The 20,434-nt window shown below is 64.7% G+C and carries 19 protein-coding genes; 11 read left to right on the top strand and 8 right to left on the bottom strand.

The features are described 5' to 3' along the window. From Q673_RS22470 to Q673_RS22455, 4 genes are all read left to right on the top strand, one after another. Positions 1–811, top strand: an 811-nt coding sequence (locus Q673_RS22470) for an ISAs1 family transposase (protein ID WP_235048479.1), incomplete at its 5' end; no start/stop codon positions are given. A gap of 139 nt (positions 812–950) precedes the next feature. After that, the gene (locus tag Q673_RS22465) at positions 951–2,333 is read left to right on the top strand and encodes an undecaprenyl-phosphate glucose phosphotransferase (protein WP_031217595.1); all 1,383 of its coding nucleotides are present in this window, start codon (positions 951–953) and stop codon (positions 2,331–2,333) included. Between the two features lie 11 nt (positions 2,334–2,344). After that, on the top strand, positions 2,345–3,355 hold the full coding sequence (gene galE / locus Q673_RS22460; RefSeq protein ID WP_023004897.1) for a UDP-glucose 4-epimerase GalE: 1,011 nt from the start codon (positions 2,345–2,347) through the stop codon (positions 3,353–3,355). Between the two features lie 97 nt (positions 3,356–3,452). Then, positions 3,453–4,751 carry an O-antigen ligase family protein gene (locus Q673_RS22455; RefSeq protein WP_052004168.1) on the top strand — a complete coding sequence of 433 codons (1,299 nt, stop codon included), beginning with the start codon at positions 3,453–3,455 and terminating at the stop codon, positions 4,749–4,751. A 540-nt stretch (positions 4,752–5,291) separates the two neighbouring features. Here Q673_RS22455 and Q673_RS22450 read toward each other — a convergent pair. From Q673_RS22450 to Q673_RS22430, 6 genes are all read right to left on the bottom strand, one after another. Beyond that, on the bottom strand, positions 5,292–6,356 hold the full coding sequence (locus Q673_RS22450) for a glycosyltransferase (RefSeq protein ID WP_023004895.1): 1,065 nt from the start codon (positions 6,354–6,356) through the stop codon (positions 5,292–5,294). 82 nt (positions 6,357–6,438) lie between these two features. After that, positions 6,439–7,020, bottom strand: coding sequence for an OmpW/AlkL family protein (locus Q673_RS22445; RefSeq protein ID WP_031217591.1), 582 nt, complete (start codon positions 7,018–7,020; stop codon positions 6,439–6,441). A gap of 248 nt (positions 7,021–7,268) precedes the next feature. Beyond that, complete coding sequence (locus Q673_RS22440; protein WP_023004893.1) at positions 7,269–9,311, bottom strand: YjbH domain-containing protein; 2,043 nt, start codon at positions 9,309–9,311, stop codon at positions 7,269–7,271. Between the two features lie 104 nt (positions 9,312–9,415). Further along, on the bottom strand, positions 9,416–10,204 hold the full coding sequence (locus tag Q673_RS22435; protein ID WP_031217589.1) for a capsule biosynthesis GfcC family protein: 789 nt from the start codon (positions 10,202–10,204) through the stop codon (positions 9,416–9,418). Between the two features lie 108 nt (positions 10,205–10,312). After that, complete coding sequence (locus Q673_RS0118050; RefSeq protein WP_023004891.1) at positions 10,313–11,023, bottom strand: YjbF family lipoprotein; 711 nt, start codon at positions 11,021–11,023, stop codon at positions 10,313–10,315. Between the two features lie 44 nt (positions 11,024–11,067). Then, entirely contained in the window at positions 11,068–11,349 is a 282-nt protein-coding gene (locus tag Q673_RS22430) for a hypothetical protein (RefSeq protein ID WP_152527069.1), read from the bottom strand. A gap of 393 nt (positions 11,350–11,742) precedes the next feature. Between Q673_RS22430 and Q673_RS22425 the strand changes: the two genes are divergently transcribed. After that, positions 11,743–12,843, top strand: a complete 1,101-nt coding sequence (locus Q673_RS22425) for a polysaccharide export protein (protein ID WP_235048478.1) — start codon at positions 11,743–11,745, stop codon at positions 12,841–12,843. Then, positions 12,843–13,274 carry a low molecular weight protein-tyrosine-phosphatase gene (locus tag Q673_RS22420; protein ID WP_023004888.1) on the top strand — a complete coding sequence of 144 codons (432 nt, stop codon included), beginning with the start codon at positions 12,843–12,845 and terminating at the stop codon, positions 13,272–13,274. The genes Q673_RS22425 and Q673_RS22420 overlap by 1 nt, the downstream gene beginning before the upstream one ends. A gap of 142 nt (positions 13,275–13,416) precedes the next feature. Here the strand turns inward: Q673_RS22420 and Q673_RS22415 are convergent, their stop codons facing one another. Continuing rightward, positions 13,417–13,758, bottom strand: coding sequence for a four helix bundle protein (locus Q673_RS22415; RefSeq protein WP_023004886.1), 342 nt, complete (start codon positions 13,756–13,758; stop codon positions 13,417–13,419). A 107-nt stretch (positions 13,759–13,865) separates the two neighbouring features. Between Q673_RS22415 and Q673_RS22410 the strand changes: the two genes are divergently transcribed. Next, complete coding sequence (locus Q673_RS22410; RefSeq protein ID WP_023004885.1) at positions 13,866–16,091, top strand: polysaccharide biosynthesis tyrosine autokinase; 2,226 nt, start codon at positions 13,866–13,868, stop codon at positions 16,089–16,091. Between the two features lie 143 nt (positions 16,092–16,234). On the opposite strand, the gene Q673_RS22405 is transcribed toward Q673_RS22410, so the two are convergent. Beyond that, positions 16,235–17,257: a tyrosine-type recombinase/integrase gene (locus tag Q673_RS22405; RefSeq protein ID WP_023004884.1), complete on the bottom strand. Its 1,023-nt coding sequence runs from the start codon at positions 17,255–17,257 to the stop codon at positions 16,235–16,237. A 105-nt stretch (positions 17,258–17,362) separates the two neighbouring features. Between Q673_RS22405 and Q673_RS22400 the strand changes: the two genes are divergently transcribed. From Q673_RS22400 to Q673_RS22390, 4 genes are all read left to right on the top strand, one after another. After that, on the top strand, positions 17,363–17,662 hold the full coding sequence (locus tag Q673_RS22400) for a nucleotidyltransferase domain-containing protein (RefSeq protein WP_023004883.1): 300 nt from the start codon (positions 17,363–17,365) through the stop codon (positions 17,660–17,662). A gap of 275 nt (positions 17,663–17,937) precedes the next feature. Then, positions 17,938–18,195 (top strand): DUF2442 domain-containing protein, encoded by a 258-nt coding sequence (locus tag Q673_RS35835; RefSeq protein ID WP_200861391.1) that lies wholly within the window; start codon positions 17,938–17,940, stop codon positions 18,193–18,195. A gap of 217 nt (positions 18,196–18,412) precedes the next feature. Beyond that, positions 18,413–19,846 (top strand): AAA family ATPase, encoded by a 1,434-nt coding sequence (locus Q673_RS22395; protein ID WP_031217586.1) that lies wholly within the window; start codon positions 18,413–18,415, stop codon positions 19,844–19,846. Next, positions 19,833–20,414 (top strand): hypothetical protein, encoded by a 582-nt coding sequence (locus Q673_RS22390; protein WP_031217585.1) that lies wholly within the window; start codon positions 19,833–19,835, stop codon positions 20,412–20,414. Before Q673_RS22395 ends, Q673_RS22390 begins: the two co-directional genes overlap by 14 nt. Positions 20,415–20,434: the final 20 nt, after the last annotated feature.

Here is a 20,434-nt window from a genome sequence, read left to right as displayed (position 1 = left end):
GAGGAGTATTTGGCAGATGTTCTCGCGGTGTGAAAGCTTTCGTGCGTTTTCCCTGGGCAAAGGGGCGATATACATGGTCAGTGCCTTTAGTGCGGCGAATGGTGTGGTGCTGGGCCAGGTCAAGACGGCCGAGAAATCCAACGAGATCACGGCGATTCCCGAGCTGCTCAAGCTTCTTAATCTGCAAGGCTGTCTGGTGACGATCGATGCTATGGGGTGCCAAAAGGAGATCGCCACTCAGGTGCTGCAGAAGGGCGCCGATTACCTGCTGTCGGTGAAGGAAAATCAGCCAGCCCTGGCGGATGCCTTCGAGGCGGCGTTTCCCATGGCCAAGGTGGTCAACTTCGAAGGGGATGCCTATGTCACGGACGAGAAGAACCGAGGCCGGCAAGAGACCAGATACCATATTGTCAGCGAGGTTAATGAAGAGTTTCAGGAGCTTAGCTATGAATGGCCAGGCCTAAAAACGGTGGGCGTGGTGATGAGTTTCCGTCAGGAAGGCGATGAGGTGCCAGAAGCCCCGATGATCCGCTACTACATCAGCTCTGCTGAACTGAGCGCCAAGAAGCTCGCCGAAGCGGCCCGCCAGCATTGGTTTGTCGAGAATAAACTCCACTGGTCGCTGGATGTGGCGCTCCGCGAGGATGCCTGCAAAATCCATCGAGGCCATGCGGCAGGAAACCTCGCCAGGGTCCGGCATATCGCGCTGAATTACCTGAAAGGGGAGGCGCGTTTCAAGGGTGGAATCCGACGGAAGCAGAAGAAAACCGCGCTGGATGAGACCTATTTGGCAGACATTCTCGCGGTGTAATCGCTTTCATGCGTTTTCCCTGGAGGGCGCCGGGGGAAACCCCGGCCCCTACCCGATCGTTTTCCTTGCCTGCTTGGCAGGCCGGCGTGACGCCTGCTGGACCAGGCAAAATCCACATGAAGTGAAGAAGAATTCAATAATGCCCAGTAAACCAAAAGGCCTTGCAGAACGTTATCCTGCTCAATTGATAGTGCCCTTTGTGGATGCACTTGCCATCGTCTTGGGTGGCTTGCTAGCCCACTGGTGGCGTTTCGGAAATTTTCAGCTGCCAGAACGTTTTGTGCTGGCCATGGTCATCATGGCCCTCTTTGTGGTGATGCTCAACAGTGTGCTGGGGGGCTATACCCGCTGGCGGATTACCAGTATCTCCACCCTTTTGGGGCGTTTGCTGCTGGTCTGGGTGGTGGTGGCACTGCTGGCCACGTCGATCATCTACTTTGCCAATGCGGCGCAACGCTATTCCCGTCTTTGGATAGGGATGACGCTGTTGCTGTCCTTTGTCATGGCGGGTGGTGCCCGTGTGACGGCGCAGCTGGTACTGCGGGGTGCTCGCTTGAGGGGCAGGGCGCGCCGCTCGGTGTTCCTGGTGGGGCCGGGCCACCAATTGGTGAGTGTGGCGAAGGGAATGCGCGCTTCACCGGGCGAAGGCTACTCCATCGCCGGTATTGAACGCATTGGCGGCAACCCGGGGGAGGCCTGGCTTGAGCGACTTGCCAGGCGAGTTACCGAATCCAAGGCACGTGAGGTTTGGATCTGCTTGCCCCTGGAAATGGGTGACGTCGTACGCTCCATCTTCTATAGCCTGCGCAACCATACCGCAGAGGTTCGCTTTATTCCCGATTTTCGTGATATGCACCTGCTGAACCATCGAATGAGTGAGGTTGCGGGTCACTATGCCATCGACCTGAGCGTGACACCGATGAATGGTATGGCCCGGGTGATCAAGCGACTTGAAGATATTCTGATCGGTGGGCTGATCAGCCTGCTTATCTTGCCGATCTGCGCAGGGATTGCTATTGCGATCAAGGTCACTTCGCCCGGCCCGGTGGTGTTCAAGCAGTATCGCACCGGCGCCAATGGCAAGCGGTTCAAGGTCTACAAGTTCCGCTCTATGAAGGTGCATCAGGAGCAAAATGGCCAAGTGACCCAGGCCACTAAAGAGGATACCCGCATTACGCCGATAGGTGCTTTCCTGCGTCGAACGTCTCTCGATGAGTTGCCGCAGTTCTACAATGTGCTGCAGGGGCGCATGTCCATCGTTGGGCCACGCCCCCACGCTCTGGCTCACAACGAGCATTACAAGGAATTGGTAGAGTCTTATATGCGGCGCCACAAGGTCAAGCCTGGTATTACTGGCTGGGCCCAGGTCAATGGTCTGAGAGGCGAGACCGATACGCTTGAAAAGATGGAGAAGCGTGTCGAATATGACCTGTGGTATATCGACAATTGGTCGATTTGGCTGGATCTTCGCATCATCTTCTTGACGATTTTCAAGGGCTTCATCAGCAAGAATGCGTATTGAGGAACGATAGGGTGATTCTGGTAACCGGCGGCGCCGGCTATATCGGCTCCCATACCGTGGTCGAACTGCTCCAAGCAGGGCGCGAGGTGGTCGTCATCGACAACCTCTGCAATGGCTCCCAGGAGGCGGTGCGCCGCGTGGAGCGCATCACCGGCAAGGTGGTGCCTCTTGTCGAGGGTGATATTCGCGATCGGCACGCCCTCGATGCGGTCTTCGCCGAGCATGCCATCGAGGCGGTCATCCATTTCGCTGGCCTCAAGGCCGTAGGGGAGAGTGTGGCCAAGCCGCTTGCCTACTACGACAACAACGTGAATGGCACCCTGGTGCTGTGCGAGGCGATGGCCGCTGCCGGCGTGCACCGCCTCATCTTCAGCTCCTCGGCGACGGTGTACGGCAGCGAGGCGCCGGTGCCCTACCTCGAGAGCATGCCGCGCGGCTCCACCTCCAACCCCTACGGCACCTCCAAGGCGATGGTGGAGAAGGTGCTGGAAGACCTGGCCGCCGCGGACGAGCGCTGGTCGATGGCGCTACTGCGCTACTTCAATCCTATCGGGGCGCACCCGTCCGGGCTGATCGGCGAGGATCCCCAAGGCATTCCCAACAACCTGATGCCCTTCATCGCCCAGGTGGCCGTGGGCCGTCGCGACGAGCTGGCGATCTTCGGCAACGACTATCCGACCGCGGATGGCACCTGCGAGCGGGACTACCTGCATGTGGTGGACCTGGCGGTGGGCCATCTCAAGGCACTGAAGGCACTGGAGGCGCCGGGGGTCTCCGTCTACAACCTGGGCACCGGCCAGGGGATCTCGGTGCTGGAGATGGTCAAGAGCTTCACCCGGGTCACCGGCGTCGAGGTGCCCTATCGCTTCGGCGCGCGCCGGCCGGGAGACCTGCCGGCGTTCTGGGCCGATGCCGCCAAGGCAGAACGAGAGCTGGGCTGGAGCACAGAAAGGAGTCTCGACGATATGATGGCCGACACCTGGCGCTGGCAGTCGGCCAACCCGAAAGGCTACGCCGGATAGCGAGACGCTGGGGTAGGGCATGGTAGAATGGTCGGCCATATGCCGGCCATTCTCGTTTCTGGCCCCTGCAAACCAACACCGTCGAGCCTTTACCTCCATGCCCACGCGAGTCGACTTCGCTTTGCCCCCCCTCTCCGGGCAGGCATTACTGCTCCAACGCTATACCAGCTTATCCGCCTTCCTTTTTGGTGCCATTGCGCTGGTCGCGCCTAGCGGTTATTCGCTAGGCGCAGCGATGTTGCTATTGGGCAGCGCGGTGCTGCTGATCCAGCGCCCGGCGCTGGGCCTGGAGCGTCGCGATCTGGCCATCATGGCGGCGATGGCCGCCTATGCGGCGGTCGGCATCGCCGAGGCCTGGTGGGATGGCCAGGGCTGGTCCGGTGTCGACAAGCCCATGCGGTTCCTGCTGGCGATACCGGCGATGCTGCTGGTGATGGCCTACCCACCCCGGCTGAGTTGGCTGTGGAGTGGCCTGGCCGTCGGCGCCATCGGCGCGGGTGGCTGGGCCGGTTGGCAGAAGCTTGTTGAGGGCGTGGGCCGGGCGGGTGGCCACACCCATGTCATCCAGTACGGCAACCTGAGCATGCTGCTGGGCATCCTCTGCCTGGCGGGGCTGGGCTGGGCGGTGGCACAGCGTCACCGCCACGCCTGGTGCTCTTTCCTGATACTGGGGGCGCTGCTGGGAATCCTCGGCTCGCTCTTCTCCGGCAGCCGTGGCGGCTGGGTGGGTATCCCCTTCATTCTGTTGGTGCTTTATCGGGGCTACGGCAAGCATCTCTCGCTGCGCCTGAAAGTCGCTGCGGTGGCCTTGGTGCTCGGGGGAGCCGCGCTGGTCTATGTACTGCCTCAAACCGGCGTGCAGCCGCGCGTAGACCAGGCGTTTGTAGATATCGAGCGGTATGCCGCCGGCGAGAACCGTACCAGTTCGCTCGGTGCCCGCTTCGAGATGTGGAAGGGGGCCTCGCGACTGATCCTGGAGAAGCCGCTGGTTGGCTGGGGTGAGAATGGCTATCGCCAAGGGATGCAGGCATTGGGCGACGAGGGGGTGGTGCACCCCCAGGTGGCAGAGCGCTACGGCCATCCCCATAACGAATTCCTCAATGCCTTCGCCAAGCGGGGTGTTCTGGGGCTGGCCGCACTGCTGGCGCTCTATCTGGTGCCGTTGCGGCTATTCGCGGCTCGCTTGACGGCCTCCGACTTGCCACAGCGCTCCCTCGCCGTCGCCGGTACCCTGCTTTGCGTCGCCTATATCGATTTCGGGCTTTCCCAGGCGTTTCTCGAACACAACAGCGGGGTGATGATCTTCGCCTTCCTGTTGGCGGTGCTGTGGGGGAGGTTCAAGAGCCTGCCGGACGGGGAGAGCCCCATCTATCGGCGGGAAAATCGAGCTGGTTGAGCTCCGGCTGCAGGCCCTGGCCCCTCGACTCCTGACGCAGGGGCCACTGGGCATTGGATGAAAGGTGAAATGAACAGAGTGATACCCATGCCCCCTGGCGGGGATCCGGCGTTCGCCCCCCTGGCGGATCCCCGCATGTACTGGCCGGTGCATCAACAGCAGCGAGGCGTTGCGGTTCACGGGATTGAGCGACAGCCCCCAGCCGTGGCAACGCGGGGTGGCCAGTCCCGCCTGGCGAATCACCTGCAGGCTGCGGTACTCCTTCCTGGCGTCGCACTGGCCCAGCCAGCGCTTCTCCAGGTAGTCGCGCAGCAGCCACTTCAGGGGGCGCCGGCGCCGCTCGAACTTGTCCGGCACCACCTTGGCCAGGATCCGGCCATCCCCGGAAAGGAAGAAGCGGCTGCTGCCGGCGGCCTCGAAGACGTGGGTAGTGGCGGTGTTAGCCAGGGCGAGGCGCGCAGGCAGCCCCTGCGCCTGGAACACCAGGTAGCGGCGGCGGCGGTCGTTGAAGGGGAGGTCCAGAAGGCGGGGCGCCATGGGTCACAACGCCTCGAACTGCGGAATGACGCTCTCGGTCAGGAACCGCCGGTAATGGCGTTCGTCGATCGTCACCGGGGCCCGGTCCATGCGGGCGATCGCCTCGGCCAGCCCCTTCTCGTCTTCCGGAGCGACCAGGAAGTCGGCGAGCTCGCCGGTGAGAATCTCGCGTGGGCCACTGGGGCAATCGGTGCTGATGATCGGCACGTGCAGCAACAAGGCTTCGATAAGCACGGTAGGTAATCCTTCCTGATCCGATGTCAGCAGTAACGCCTTGGCCTTGGCAATCCAGGGATAGGGGTTGCGCTGAAAGGGGAGGATATGCACTTGTTTTTCCAGGCCAAGCTGCTGGATCAGGTCTGCGATCGCACGGCGCTCCTCATCAGAGCCCTTACCCATGATAACCAATGGGGTGGCGATACCGCTTTCATGGTAGGCGCGTATCAACCGGTCGTGGCGCTTGCGAATCTCGAAGGTGCCAACATGTATGAAGTACTCTGAAGGCTGAGGTTCAGGGAGAGGCTCCTTAGCAAGCCGGCACAAGACGCCCTGGTTGAAGGGGTTGTAAATCACTTCAATGTCTTTTGGGTCGAGTCCAGCGGATGCCACGAGGGAATCCCGAATTCCTCCGGAAACAGCGATGAGCTTCTTCTTCGTATAGAACCTTTTGACCTTCCTGATACGCTTGTTTCTGAGCTTATCAGTCTTTGCCCCTTCGATACTGTTTGCATGCACCCAGTAATAAATATTCAGATCGTTGATATGTCGTGTGATCTTGTCACAGGAGCATGAAATCGTCACATCGGGCGCATACGCGAGCAGGGCTTCCCGAATGCGTCTCGCTTGAAGCCGCTCTATTACGACATTGGACAGGGCCTTTGTCACCTTGTTGATGACGGCAAGGTTCTCGATGACCAACTCTTCCGGTATATCGTGTTCCACCTTGTTGCGAAGCGTGAAGACACGAACTTGATGGCCCTTCTCCCTGAGCGAATCGGCTGTATTGAGCAGTACTTTTTGAGCGCCACCACCGTAAAGGTCTGAAATCACGAAAGCAAAGCGCGTCATGCCGAGGGTGACTCCTCTTCCTCGAGGAAAATACAGGGGTCAGACCCTTAAGTCCCCTTAAGGGTCTGACCCCCAAGTTGGCTTAGAATCGGTAGGTGATGCCGGCACCGACGGTCAGCGGGTCGAGGCGCACGTCGTCGACGCCCTGGCCGTCTTGCTCGAACTCGGCGTCGACCTCGGTGTAGCGGGCGAAGCCGGTGGCGCTGAGCCTGTCGGTGATCATCAGGTCCATGCCGACCTGGCCGGCGAAGCCGTAGCTGTCATCGACGTCCATGCCGCCGCCGCTCACGCCGGAGAAGCGCGTGTAGTTCACGCCCACGCCGATGAAGGGCTGCACCCGGGCCGCGGTCACGCCGCCCAGCGGGTAGTAATGCACCAGCAGGTTGATCGGCATGCGGTCGAGGCTGCCGGCCTGGCCGGTACCGAGCCGATAGTCGTGTTCCACGTCCTCGCCGATGCCGAGCTCCACGCCCAGGTTGTCGAGGAAGAGGTAGCCGCCGGCCACGCCGAGGGCGTTCTCGCGGGAGAGCTCCTCGGCACCGATATCGGCCTTCTTGAGCTCGCCGCGCACATAGAGGTCGCCGGCCTGGTAGGCCAGCGCCTGACCGGCCGCGAGCGATGAAAGCGACAGGGCGGCGGCGGCCATGAGGGGATTAACGCGCATGGTCTGTTCTCCTATGTGAGGCACCCATCCTGGGGCTACCCGATAGCCTACGGAAGGCGAACGCCGTTAGCCAATGGAATTTGCAGGCACACGCGGTCAGGTTGCCGCTCCTTTGGGGTCTGACCCCGCTCCTTTGGGGTCTGACCCCGCCGCTGGAGCAATCAACAACGTGGGGGTCAGACCCCAAGGGCCACGCTCCCTTGGGGTCAGACCCCGAGGGAAAGGCCGCTTGGCCGCTGGCCGCTCGCTCACTCCCACGCCGTCTCGTGCTCCTCCCAGTAGCGCCCCAGGTCGCGCTCCTCGGTCAGGTCGTAGAGGGTGTAGCGGCGGTTGAGGGTGGCGCCGCCGTCGCGGGTCAGCGGCCGCCAGGCGATCTCGGCGCGCTCGCGGCTGGAGCGGGTGAACATGGCGTCGAAGGGGATCGACAGGTAGAGCCCCTTGTCGAAGCCCCCCTCGCCGAAGTCGTCGTCGGCGTCGGTCCAGGTGCCCCAGGCACCCACCCGTACCCCGGAGTCGAACTCCCGCGACAGGTCCAGGGTGGTGCCCACGTCGCCGGCCAGGTAGCGCCCCACGCTCAGCGTGGCCAGCACGTCCTCGAAGCCGGTCTCCAGGTAGCCGGTGAGATGGCCGGTCCATTCGTCGTAGTCGCGCAGGCCGAAGCGCTGCTCGAAGTCGCGCTGGCGCACCCAGTTCAGGTCCAGGCCCACCGCCAGCGGGCTGTTGAAGGGGCGGTAGAGCAGCTCGCCCCCCGCACCGGCGTACATCATCTCCAGCAGGCCGCCGTAGCCCATGGCGTACCAGTCGTCGCCCAGGCTGGCGGTACGCGTGTACTGCAGGTTCTCGATGCCGACGCTCGCCTCGCTGAGGTAGTCGCCGATGAAGGTGCGCACCCGGGGCAGCTCGGAGTCGGCGATGTACTCGTAGTCGTCGAGGTTGTCGAAGGCGGTCCAGGCCAGCTGGCCGGAGAACCAGCCGTGGCGGTCGGTGCGATACTCGGCGTCGAGCACCGCCATCAGCCGGTAGAGGTAGCCATCCGGGCCGCCGAAGTTCTGGTCCAGGCGCGGCGCCAGGCTCCAGGTGAAGCGCTGGGGCTGCGCCGCGTAGAGCATCTCGCCGCCGGGCTCGGCGAGCTCGGCGTGGGCGTAGAGGCCATAGAGGTGGTTATCCTCGTGCGCGGCGGAGCGGGTCGCCGCCACCAGCGCCGCGCGCTGGTGGACATCCTCGCGCAGCGCCAGGCCGCGGTTCTCCCAGCGGAAGCGGAAGCGCTCCACGTCGTCGCCGGCCTGGGCGTGGAGGATGCGCCCGGCACGTACCTCGCTCTCCATCAGCGAGGGGTAGGTCACCGGCTCGCCGGTCACCGTCAGGTCGCGCCCCTCATGGTCGATGCGCGCCACCGCGATGCCGGCGTTCTCCTCGAGCTCGCGGCTCACCGCCGCCCAGTCCTCGCGGGCCGGCGCGTCCGGGTCCGCGGCGGGCGGGTCGCGCTTGACCTGGCTCAGCCCCGCCAGGTCGAGGTTCCAGCTGAGCCCCGCCATGGCGGTATTGCCGCGCTGCCAGCCGGCGCGCAGCTCCAGGTTGTCGGTCAGGGCCAGCCTCGCCCCATAGTTGAGGCGGCTGTCCTGCTCCTGATCAGTGCCCAGCGGCTCGTTGGCGTAGTCGTTGCCTTCGACCTCCAGCTGCAGGACCAGCGGGTCCCAGGGGGTCTGGTACTCCACCCCGCCGAACACCGCCATGGGCCCGCGGAACAGCGCATCGATGGCGAACTCGCCGCCCTGGTCGCCGCCGACGTCGTCGGGGCGCTCGTCGAAGCGCTCGGCCAGCCAGCCGAAGGGGGAGTCCACGTCTGCGGCGTTGCCCAGGTAGCCCCAGCCCAGCCCCAGGGTGATGTCGAAGTCGTGCCAGCGCTTGCTCGCCACCAGATACTCGGCGCCGAACAGGGTGGTGCCGCCCACGTCGCGCAGGCCCAGCGCCAGCTGCGGCCAGACGCCGCTCTCCTCCAGCAGGCGCAGCTTCATGTCGAAGCCCTTGTCGAGGTAGCGGTCGAACAGCTCCGAGGAGCGATCCTCCACCTCCACGTAGCGAAAGCCCCCCTCGAACCACTCGGCAGGCTGGAAGAACAGGCTGTAGCGGCGATAGGGCGAGGTGCGGCTCCAGCTCGCGCTCATGGTGCCCAGCGGCGCCATGCGTGCCGTGGGGGTCTGCATCAGCCCCACGCCACCGAAGTCGCTCTGGCCGGTGCCGAGCTCGCCGGCCAGGCCGGCGGCGAGGGCAGGCGTTGCCGCTAAGAACAAGGAGCAAGGAATAAGACGCGAGGGATCAAGGGTCAAGGAGTCAAGGAACCCGTTGCTCCGCGCCCCTTTGACTCCTTGAAGCCTGTCACTAAAACACTTCTTACTCATTCATTGACCCCTTGATCCCTTGACCCCTTGACCCCTTGAATCTCGCACTCTTCCCCCGGCAGCCGTGTGGCCAGGTAGGCCGGCAGCCGCTCGTTGATCAGCCGCCGGATGCCGCCGGCGTCGCCCACGCCGGGAGGCAGCTCGAGCATCACCCGGCTGCCCGGCACCAGCGGGGTGGCCTGGTGGTTCCAGGCGGCGATGCCGCGGCGGTGGCGCTCGCCGGCCGGGGTGATCAGCACCGCCCGCTGCGCCCCTCGGGTGGTGTTCTCCGGCAGGCCTCGCAGCGCCGCGGTCAGGTTCAGCCCCGGCCGCCAGGTCAGCCGCGAGACGCCGCCCAGGTGCCACACCTCCACCCAGCTCGGCACCGCGCAGTGGCCCCATAGGCGCACGTCGGCGAGCGCCGGGTCGTGGCGCTGGTGGGCGCCCAGCCAGGGCAGGTCGTGGCGCCCGGGGGTGCGGGCGGGCAGGGCGGCCTGGCCTTCCAGCGTCTCGCGCCACGCCATCAAGCCCTGGGCCAGCGCCGGGTGGCCCTCGGCCAGCGCCCCCAGGGTGAGCGGGGCCAGCTCGGCGGCCAGCCGGCGCCGCTCGCCCTCCAGCGCGTCGGCGTTCGTCTCGCGCAGGGCGAAGGCGTGGCTCCAGGCGATGCGCGCTGCGCCCTGCTGCAGTGTCGCTAGCCAGGCATCCGAAAGCCGCGGCTCGGCCACCTGTTGCGCTACCGCGCTCAACGGTGACAACAGCCACACCCCTACCAGCAGGGCCTTCACCCGCCGTGATCTCACCACCATGTTGTTACCACCGTCCACTCCCAAGTGTTCTGGCTCGCCGGCTAAATCCCCTTAAGGGTCTGACCCCAAAATCCTCTTAGGGGTCTGACCCCAAGGGGAGGTTCGGGGCTACCACCATTGTCTGGCCACCTCCCAGCGGATCGTGGGGCCCTCGGGCCAGGCCTGCTCCTCGCCGGCCCACAGCCGCCGGCTATGCGGCTCGCGCCACAGCACCCCCGCGGTGGTGGCACCGTTCTCCCAGCGCAGGGTCATCGCGCAGCGCTCGAGAGCCAGCGTGGCCAGCGGCAGCTCGACGGGCTGGGCGGCCTCACAGCGCAGCCTGCCCCGGGCGGACAGGCGCCGCGGCAGCCCATCGGCGTCCTGCCAGGTGCGCGTGACGGCAAACTCGGCGGGCGACGCCGCCCGCCAGGGCGCCTCGCCCGGCCCGCGGTAGTCGCTATCCAGCAGGTCGGCGGGCAGGCCGGCGGTGGCGTGCAGGCCCTCATGGCGCAGGGTGACCAGGCCGCCGTCGCCGGCCGGCCAGTAGGTCTCCCCCGCGGCCTCGGCGCCCAGCACCACCAGGCCGCGGCGGTCCCCGGCGTCCAGCACCAGGCTGGCGAAGGGGATCTCGGCGGCCTGGCCGGCGAGGTCCCGCGGATCGCTCAGCGCATCGCCGAGGATCGCCGCGGCCGGCGAGGCGCCGCCGCTGGCACAGCCGGCTAGCAGGGCGCTGGCCCCCAGGCCCAGGCCCAGGCGCCGCCAGCGGCGGGATAGACGTGAGAAAGCCGCCCGGGGGCGGCTCTGTACGGCGGCTCTGCCTTGTCGGTAAGGCGACGTCATGCGGGCTCCGGCGTCATCAAGGGGACGAATCAGGGGGGCGGGGCTCAGTTGGTGCCGGAGGAGGAGGAGCCGCCGCCGGAGGCCGCCACGCCGACCGCCACCGCGATGGCGGCACCGATCCCCACGGTCAGGGCGACGTTGCTGATGCCCAGGGCGCTGGCCAGCCCGGAGGCGCCGCCGCTGGCCGGGGCGCCACCGCCGGCGGCCTGTGCCGCCGGCGCCTGGACGGCGGAATCCGGCACGCTATCCTGTGCCATGGCCAGCGGGGCGCTCAGCATCCCGGTGATCGCGACCAGGGCCATGCCTGTCTTCATTGTGCTCTTCATGCTCAGGGTCCTCCCGTTTCGGGTGTCCGCGAGTGCCGCGTCGGGCACGTTCGCCCCCAAGCTTAATCGCATAATCCGTTCCTGTCTCGTCACCTCGCCGCCTGTATGGGCAGATTCCACCTAAGAATAATAAGGCATGGCGACGCCTTGTAAGAGATCTCGTACAAGAGGTGTCAGCCCACCATCGGTGTATGGAGATGTCACGGTGATGTCATGTATAGTCGCCACGCTTGCCAGGCGCTCGACCGTTTTCGCGCCGGAAAGTTGCATCATGAGCGTTACATCTTGTCCATCGATACCAGGCCTCAGGGATGCGCCATGACACCCTGGGGCGGTAGCGTGGCAGAATGGCCTACCTCTCCCGTCTACAGGCGCCACCCTATGTCGCGAACCATGCCGAATAAACTGCTTATCGCCCTGGCCGCCACGGCGCTTCTCGCCGGCTGCTCCTTCGCCCCCGGCAGCCATATGGACTACCAGACCGAGACGGCCCCCATCGACGAGCTGGTGGATATCGAGCCCATCACCCCCGGGCTGCTCGCCAGCTGGCAGGAGAGTGACCCCGCGGTGCCGATGAGCGACGCCTTCCGGGACGCGCTGGCGGCCTACGAATACCGGGTCGGCCCCGGCGATGTGCTCAGCATCATCGTCTACGACCACCCCGAGCTCACCAACCCCGGCGGCACCGAGCGCAGCGCCGCCGAGGTAGGCAACCGCGTGCAGGGCGACGGCACCTTCTACTATCCCTACATCGGCCGCGTGCACGCCGAGGGCAAGACGGTCGGCGAGATTCGCAGCGAGCTCAGCCGTCGCCTTGCCGCCTATATCACCGAGCCCCAGGTCGAGGTCAGCGTCGCCGCTTTCAACGCCAAGAAGGTCTACCTCAGCGGCGAGGTCAGCGAGCCCAAGACCCTGCCCATCACCAGCGTGCCGCTGACCCTGGTCGACGCCATCAGCCAGGTGGGCAGCGCCAACCCCGGCGCCAACTGGCACACCATCTTCCTCAACCGCGACGGCCAGCAGCAGCGCATCTCGCTGTTCGACCTGATGCGCAACGGCGACATGAGCCAGAACCGCCTGCTCCAGCCCGGCGATATCCTGCATGTGCCCAGCGCCGAGAACCAGGCCGTGGCGGTGATGGGTCAGGTCAACGGCCCCGGCCGCCTTCCGCTGGGCAACGAGCGCATGAGCCTGATGGACGTGATCGCCCAGAGTGGCGGCATCGACGAGCGCAGCGCCGACCCCTCCGGCATCTTCGTCATCCGCGGCCAAGAGCAGGGCGACAAGCTCGCCACTGTCTATCAGCTCGACGTCAGCAACGCCGCCTCCTTCACCCTGGCCAGCCGCTTCACCATGCAGCCCCAGGACGTGGTCTATGTGACCACCGCACCCATCGCCCGCTGGAACCGCGTGATCAGCCTGCTGCTGCCCTCCATCAGCCTGCCGGGCACCACCGTGGACTCCATCGACGACGTGCGCGACTTCAACGACTGATGTTCGATCGCCTGCTGATCGTCTGCACCGGCAACATCTGCCGCAGCCCGGTGGCCGAGGCCCTGCTGCGCCGGGCACTGCCGGATAAGCGGCTGAGCTCCGCCGGCCTCGGCGCCCTGGTCGGCCACGGCGTCGAGCCCACCGCCCGTGAACTCGCCGAGGCCGACGGCCTCGACGTCGCCGGCCACCAGGCCCGCCAGCTCACCCGCGAGATGCTGGCTCAGGCCGACCTGATCCTCGTCATGAGCCAGGGCCAACGCCGCGCCATCGGCGAGCTGGCCCCCGAGGCCCTGGGCAAGACCATGCTCCTCGGCAAGTGGCTACCCGGCGAACCGGAGATCCCGGATCCCTACCGCAAGAGCCGCGAGGCGTTCGAGCATGTGCATGAGCTTCTGAAGGCTGCGGTGGGGGAGTGGGCGGGTAAGCTCTAGCGGGCAAGCGGCCAAGCGGCCAAGCGAGCCCCGTGGGTCAGACCCCTAGCGGTGAGCACGTCGCTTATCATGGGCGCCACGCCAGCCCCCAGCCCCATACAAGGGGTCTGACCCAAAGGGGCGGGGCCTCCTTTGCCCGGGACTAGCGGCGGAAACGATTCATCAAACCATGGATCATTCTCGATATTTCACGCGTCTCCTGTGCCCATCGCTGGCCCTGGGCTGTCTCGATATAGCCGATATCGACGCCAATGTAGATCTGTGACCTGAGCTCGGCACACGACCCCTTGGCGTAGCTCAAGAACCTCAAACGGTCAGGATTGGAGTCCCGTTCATAGCCTTCGGCAATATTGCTGGAAATGGATAAGGCAGAGCGCGTGATCTGGTCCTTGAAGCCGAAGTCGCGAGAACCCCGGAAAAGCCTGAAAACTTCGCCACATAGCCTGGCGGAGCGCTGCCAGACAGCGAGATCCTCAAATCGCATCGAAGCCCCCACGAATCTTGCTTCAGAGCTTTCAAGGTAGCACCACACAGCTTGGCTGCTCGGCGCTTGGCCGCTTGGCCGCTTATTAACCACGGAACACCCCCCACATGTCTGACCCACAGAACCCTCCACGCGCCGCCGCCCCCGCCGACGACGAAATCGACCTCGGCCGTCTCTTCGGCCTGCTCCTCGACCACAAGTGGCTAATCATCGCCATCACCTTCGTGTTTGCCCTGGGTGGCGTGGCCTATGCGCTGCTGGCTACCCCCGTGTATCAGGGTGATGCCCTGGTGCAGGTGGAGCGCCGCTCCACCGTCAGCCCGCTGGGTGATCTCGCCGAGGTGTTCGGCCAGGAGGGCGAGTCCTCCACTGCCGCCGAGGTGCAGATCCTGCAGTCGCGCATGGTGCTGGGGCAGGTGGTCGATCGCATTGGCCTGGAAACCGTGGTGCAGCCGCGCACCCTGCCGGTCATCGGTAACTTCATTCGTCGTCACGGTATCGAGCGCCCTGAGTTCATGGCCGGCAAGCCCTGGGTGTGGGCCGGCGAGCAGCTGGAGGTGGGCCGCCTGGACGTCGCCGATCCGCTGCGCGGTACCCCGCTGACCCTGCGTGCCCTGGAGGGCGAGCGCTTCGAGGTGCTGCGCCAGGGCGAGGAGGGTGAGCGGCTGCTGGGCGAAGGCCGAGTCGGCCAGCTGGTCGACTTCCACGACGGCGCCATCACCTTGCGTATCGCCGCGCTCGACGCGGCACCGGGCGCCGAGTTCACCCTGCTCAAGCGCTCGCTACCGGCGGCCATCGGCAATATCAAGGGCCGGCTCTCGGTCAGTGAGGTCGGCGGTGGTCGTGGCTCCAGCACCGGCATGCTCCGGCTGACCCTGACCGGCACCGAGCGCGAGGAGATCCGCCGCTCCCTCAACGCCGTGGCCGAGACCTTCCTCACCCAGAACGTCGAGCGCCAGTCTGCCCAGGCCCAGCAGAGCCTGGAGTTCCTGCGCGACCAGGCCCCGGAGCTGCGCGCCCAGCTGGCCCAGGCTGAGGACGCCCTCAACGACTACCGCGTGGAGATGGACAGCGTCGATCTTTCCAGCGAATCCCAGGCCACCATCCAGCAGTTCATCGCCCTGGAGCAGCAGCTCAACGAGCTGGAGTTCCAGGAAGCCGAGCTGGCCCAGCGCTTCACCCCCAACCACCCTGCCTACCAGACCCTGCTGCGCAAGAAGCGTCAGCTACAGCAGGAGCGTGCCCAGCTCAACGAGCGCGTCAACGAGCTGCCCGCCGCCCAGCAGGAAATCGTGCGCCTGACTCGCGACGTCGAGGTCACCCAGGCGATCTACGTCAACGTGCTCAACAAGATCCAGGAGCTCGAGGTAGCCCGTGCCGGCACCGTGGGCAACGTGCGCATCATCGACGAGGCGCTGGTGGGCGCGGCCCCCATCGAGCCTAAGAAGCCGCTGATCGTGGTGCTGGCCACCCTGCTGGGTGGCATGCTGGCGGTGGGCATGGTGCTGGTGCGCGGCCTGCTCAACCGCGGTGTGGAGAGCCCGGAGCAGATCGAGGAGGCCGGCCTGCCGGTTTACGCCACCGTGCCGCTATCCGATGAACAGCAGAAGCTGGTGCGCCGGGTGAAGCATAAGCGCGACCGCCACGCCAGCGCGATCGCCACCGCCGTGCTCGCCGAGCGCGCCCCTGCCGACAACGCCATCGAGGCCCTGCGCGGCCTGCGCACCAGCCTGCACTTCGCCATGCTCGAGGCCGATGACAACCGCCTGGTGATCACCGGCTCCAGCCCCTCGGTAGGCAAGAGCTTTGTTTCCATCAACCTCGGCGCCGTCTGTGCCCAGGCCGGCCAGCGCGTGCTGGTGGTGGATGCCGACATGCGCAAGGGCCACGTGCACAACGCCTTCGGCGGGCGCAGCAAGCAGGGCCTCTCGGAGCTGCTCGCCGGCAAGCAGGGCCTCGACGAGGTGGTGCGCCACAGCAACCTGGAAGGGCTCGACTACCTCTCGCGGGGGGAGTCACCGCCCAACCCCTCGGAGCTGCTGATGCACCAGCGCTTCAGCGACTTCCTGGCCACCGCCAGCGAGCGCTACGACCTGGTGATCCTCGACACCCCGCCGGTGCTCGCCGTCACCGATGCCGCCATCGTCGGCCGCCAGTGTGGCACCACCCTGATGGTCGCCCGCTTCCAGCAGAACCCGGTTAAGGAGATCCAGATCGCCACCCGCCGCCTGGAAACCGCCGGCGTCAGCGTCAAGGGCGCCATCCTTAACGCCATGCAGCGCAAGGCCGCCACCTACTACGGCTACGGCTACTACAACTACTCCTACAAATAAGGGGTCAAGGGGGCAAGGCACTCCCTCCGCGCCGGGTCAGACACCGGCCAGGGATGGCCGGGGTCTGACCCAAGCGGGCCACCGTTGGCCAGACCAGAGCCAGTCCCAAGCGGCCTCAACGCCATCGGCTGCCACCCTTTGCCTTACCAATACACCCACGGCAGCGCTTCCTCCACGCCACCGTAGAAATCCCCGGCATGGTCCTCGAACGCATCGCTACGCCGGATATAGCGCTCGAAGGTACTCTGGGAACGGTGACCGCTGACGCGCTTAATATCCACTGCCGCCTTGCCGCGACGATGCGCCTCGGTGATAAAGCCGGCCCGAAAGCTGTGCGGCGAGAAACCACGATCGGTCATGCCGGCGGCTTCCAGGTGGTGCGCCAGACGCTGGGCCACCACACAGCCGGTAAGCCGCCCGGCGCCCAGCTTCCCGCTCAGGCTGAGGCTGCGAAATACCGCCCCGCGCCGGATGCCCGAGGCTGCCAGCCACGCCTCCAGCAGCCGCACGGGGCAGTACGAGAAGGACGCCGGCGCGCGGAGGATCGCCTTGGTCTCCTCGGCACCCTCCTGGTTGGTCTTGCTGCGTCGCAGGCCTACCAGAATGCCGCGAGCCTCCCACTGGATATCCTCCAGATAGACCGCCACCACCTCGCTGTGCCGAAAGGCGCCGTGGAAAGAGAGAGCAAACAGCGCACTATCGCGCTTGCCACGCAGGTCGCTGCGGTCGATGTGATCCAGCAGACGATGCAGATCCTCAAGCAGCAGCGGCGGCGCCTCCTTCTGTCGCGTACCGGCCGAGCGGCGAATGCCACGCATCACGGCGCGCACCGGCATGCTCCTCACCGGCGACGGCAGGTTCATGTAGCGATGCCACATGTGCAGAGAGTTGAGATAGCGCTCGAGGGTGGCGGGCTTCTTGCCCAGGGCGCGCTGGTCGGCGATGAATTTGGCGATATCGAACTCATCCGCCGGCAGCAGACCACCCGCACGCTGATAGACACGCAGGTCGGCCCGCATGCCGCGGATGGTGTTCTTCGACACGCTGTTGGCGATATGCCGGCGCGCCCGAGCCGAGAGCCGCTTCACCACCTGGGGCAGGCGTTCGAACTCTACTACCGCCTCATCGGATTGGATGAGCTCGCCGGGTCGGCTATCACGGGTCATGGCACCCCCCCCCGCTCCTGTCGGGCTGGACTGAACTGGATAGATAGCCAGTATAGCCGCCGCGAGGGTAAGCGCCATGGCCAACCTTTTTCGGTACGAACACCCATGCGACTGAATCGCCACGAAATCGATGTCATCAAGGCGGCCACTGCCGAGATCTTTGGCAAGGAAGCCGAGATCCGCCTCTTCGGTTCCCGTGTTGACGACGCTGCCAAGGGAGGCGACATCGACCTCATGGTCACGGTCACCCAGCCTGTCGATAACCCGGCTTGGGATTGCGCGCGGCTCGAAGGGGCCATCATCATGAAACTCGGGGAGCAGAAGATCGATGTTCTGCTGGAGGCTCCCGGTTTGAAGCGTTTTCCGATCCATGAAATCGCCCGGGAGCAGGGCATCCGGCTGTGAGGAAAAATGCGCCTATCCCAGTCCGACATTAATGCTATCAAGGCAGTGGTTGCCGAAAACTGTGGCGAAAGGGCCGTCGTTCGGCTCTTCGGCTCCCGCCTCGATGACACCGCCAAGGGCGGCGATATCGCCTCATGGTGGAGCTCGATGAAGCTGTTGAGCACCCTGCGCGCTTGTCGGCCTGGCTCAGTGTCAAGATCATGCGCGCCACGCAGGGCCGCATCTAAGAACTGCCGATTCACCGTATCGCTCGAGAGCAGGGGGGATACTGGTCCATGAGTGATGCGACAGTCATGTACAAAATCACTTATGTAGCAGCACTGCCCGATTACCGGTTGCGTGTAGTCTTTGCAGATGGCTCCAGTGGCGTTGTTTCGCTTAAGGATAGGCTGTTCGGACCAGTGTTCGAGCCATTGAGAGATCCTGCTTTTTTTTCCTTGGTATCCATTGATGAATTTGGAGTTGTCTGTTGGCCTAATGGTGCAGATCTGGCTCCGGATGCACTTTATAAGGATATAGAAAAGGCTGCATGAGTTAGCCGGTTGGCAGTCTTCCTTATCGCGAAACGTCAGCAGAACCCGACCTGGCTGCGCGAAATCGGTGTTACCAAGTCATCACCGCGCCGGCTCACCGGCACTTCTGCTGCCAATTGCCCCTCGCCCCTGGCAATCAACGCATCGTTCGGCGACGATATACGTCGACTGCCTAGCCCCTCAGGCAACACGAACCAATAGGGCCTTTCCTATGCCCATGCACCAGCGCTGGACCCTGCATGTCGAGCAGTTCGCCAGGTTCCAGCAAGCCGACATCGAGCTACGCCCGCTGACGCTCTTCGTCGGGGAGAATAACAGCGGCAAGAGCTACATGGCCACGCTGCTATGGGGCCTACTGGCGCTTGGTCGAACGATTTTTCCCACGGCGACGCCCACCACCAAGGCCTACAAGACCTGCCAGAGCCGGCTAATGGGATTGATGGGCGCTGCGGTGCAGAAACTGCATCAGGGCAGCCGTCAGCCCGAGGTGGTACTTTCCACGCAAGATCAGCAGTGCTTTATCGACTGGTTCAATGAGCTGCTGCAGCAGAATCGTAACAAGCTGGCCGCTCGGCTATTCGGCGATGATGCCATCACCATCGGCCGCCTGAGCCTCGACAACTACCACCGCCACAAAGCGCTGCGCATCAAGCTGGAAACCAGCAGCACGCCGGCACGCATGAGTGCCCGCGCCGAGCACAGTGTGCGCCTTCCGCTGTTGGAAGAGGGCAACCTGCTCAAAGGGCCCGACCAGTATCGCGCTGTGTGCATGATCACCTGGAAGCTGGTGGCCGGCGACATCAGCGTACCCCTGTTCGGGCCGCGCAGTGCGACGCGCCGCAGTGATGGCGAACCGCTGTTCCTGCCCGCCTCGCGCACGGGCTTCATGTTGGCCTACCGCTCCTTGGTGGGAGATGCTTTCAGCCTATTTGACGCGGGCCTTGGTGATGATGAAGAAGCAAGCGCCAGCGAGTTTACGCTGCCGGTGGTGCGCTTTCTGCAGGCGCTCGCCGAGCCAGGCAAGAAGCAGGGCGCCAGGTATACGGCGCTGGCGCAGTGGCTCGAGCATGAGCTGCTCAAGGGCCAGGTGGAGCAGACCACGGCAGGGCCACTGCCCAGCTATCACTATCTGCCCGAAGGTGCTGGCAGCCGGCGCCTGCCCATGTACCTCACCTCGTCTCTTGTGGCCGAGCTGACGCCCATCGTGCACTTCCTTAAGCACAAGCCGGGCTATCGCTCCATCGTGATCGAGGAGCCCGAGGCCCACCTGCACCCCAAGGCGCAGCGCCTCATGGCCCGGGCCGTTGTCAGGCTCGTGAATGCCGGCTTGCCGGTCATCGCGACCACCCATGGTGATACGCTCTTCCAGCAACTCAACAACCTCGCTGCGCTTCATGCCCACCCGCAGCGGGCGACGCTGATGCAAAGGCTCGGCTATGTGGATGACGAGCTGCTGGCACCCGAGCACGTGGTGGCCTACCAGTTCCGGCGCGAGGCGGCGGCCACACGGGTGGTACCGCTGGAACAGACGGAGCTGGGTATCGCTGTGCCGACCTTCAACGAGCCGCTGGCCGTGCTGTTGGACGAGGTGATGCTTTTGCAGGAAGCGGAAGACGATGAGCAGGAGGCGCCTGCGGATGGAAATGCTTGAGCAGCGGCTTGCCTGGATCGAGCCCGATCACTATGAGAGAGGCAGTGCCGTCAGCGTCATCGAACGACAGAAGGGGGGAGAAGGCACCGCCACCTTCACCTCGCCCGGTAATAACCAGCTGCTGCGCTTCAACCTGAGCGAGGACAATCGCCTACGGCTCCTCAAGCAGCGCAAGGTTGCCGACGGCATCCTGCTGGAGCTTGAACAGGACGGGCATCCGGCTCGACTGCACCTGGTGGAGCTCAAGGGAAATGTCACCACCGGGAAGTGGCGTGAGATCAAGGAGCAGCTGCTTGGGGCACTGCACAATGCTCATGCGCTGACGGGGCTGCTCGGCCTGCCCATGCCCGAGATTGTCGAGTGCCACACCTGCTATACGAAAGATCGCATCAGTCCCCAGGAAAGCGCTCAACCGGCATTGTTCAAGCCTGGCGTCGGGGTGAAATTGCCGCCCCGGCAGGCACAGGATTGGCAGCAAGGCTATTGTGAGCTTAGCTCAGAGTTTCCGCGTTTTCGGCATCACAAACACCGACGTGATGAGCGGGGCGATGTGGTAGTGGCAGTTTGATTAAATAAATAAGGTAATCC

Source organism: Halomonas sp. PBN3, assembly GCF_000475415.1.
In the GTDB taxonomy this organism is placed as follows: Bacteria; Pseudomonadota; Gammaproteobacteria; order Pseudomonadales; family Halomonadaceae; genus Halomonas; species Halomonas shengliensis.
This window is presented reverse-complemented; position numbering and strand designations above follow the sequence as displayed.

Coding starts and splice junctions, on each gene's coding strand:
- Q673_RS22465 (WP_031217595.1), top strand. CDS start 951: ATGCCCAGTAAACCAAAAGGCCTTGCAGAACGTTATCCTGCTCAATTG.
- Q673_RS22455 (WP_052004168.1), top strand. CDS start 3,453: ATGCCCACGCGAGTCGACTTCGCTTTGCCCCCCCTCTCCGGGCAGGCA.
- Q673_RS22450 (WP_023004895.1), bottom strand. CDS start 6,356: ATGACGCGCTTTGCTTTCGTGATTTCAGACCTTTACGGTGGTGGCGCT.
- Q673_RS22445 (WP_031217591.1), bottom strand. CDS start 7,020: ATGCGCGTTAATCCCCTCATGGCCGCCGCCGCCCTGTCGCTTTCATCG.
- Q673_RS22435 (WP_031217589.1), bottom strand. CDS start 10,204: ATGGTGGTGAGATCACGGCGGGTGAAGGCCCTGCTGGTAGGGGTGTGG.
- Q673_RS0118050 (WP_023004891.1), bottom strand. CDS start 11,023: ATGACGTCGCCTTACCGACAAGGCAGAGCCGCCGTACAGAGCCGCCCC.
- Q673_RS22430 (WP_152527069.1), bottom strand. CDS start 11,349: ATGAAGAGCACAATGAAGACAGGCATGGCCCTGGTCGCGATCACCGGG.
- Q673_RS22425 (WP_235048478.1), top strand. CDS start 11,743: ATGCCGAATAAACTGCTTATCGCCCTGGCCGCCACGGCGCTTCTCGCC.
- Q673_RS22420 (WP_023004888.1), top strand. CDS start 12,843: ATGTTCGATCGCCTGCTGATCGTCTGCACCGGCAACATCTGCCGCAGC.
- Q673_RS22415 (WP_023004886.1), bottom strand. CDS start 13,758: ATGCGATTTGAGGATCTCGCTGTCTGGCAGCGCTCCGCCAGGCTATGT.
- Q673_RS22410 (WP_023004885.1), top strand. CDS start 13,866: ATGTCTGACCCACAGAACCCTCCACGCGCCGCCGCCCCCGCCGACGAC.
- Q673_RS22405 (WP_023004884.1), bottom strand. CDS start 17,257: ATGACCCGTGATAGCCGACCCGGCGAGCTCATCCAATCCGATGAGGCG.
- Q673_RS22400 (WP_023004883.1), top strand. CDS start 17,363: ATGCGACTGAATCGCCACGAAATCGATGTCATCAAGGCGGCCACTGCC.
- Q673_RS35835 (WP_200861391.1), top strand. CDS start 17,938: ATGAGTGATGCGACAGTCATGTACAAAATCACTTATGTAGCAGCACTG.
- Q673_RS22395 (WP_031217586.1), top strand. CDS start 18,413: ATGCACCAGCGCTGGACCCTGCATGTCGAGCAGTTCGCCAGGTTCCAG.
- Q673_RS22390 (WP_031217585.1), top strand. CDS start 19,833: ATGGAAATGCTTGAGCAGCGGCTTGCCTGGATCGAGCCCGATCACTAT.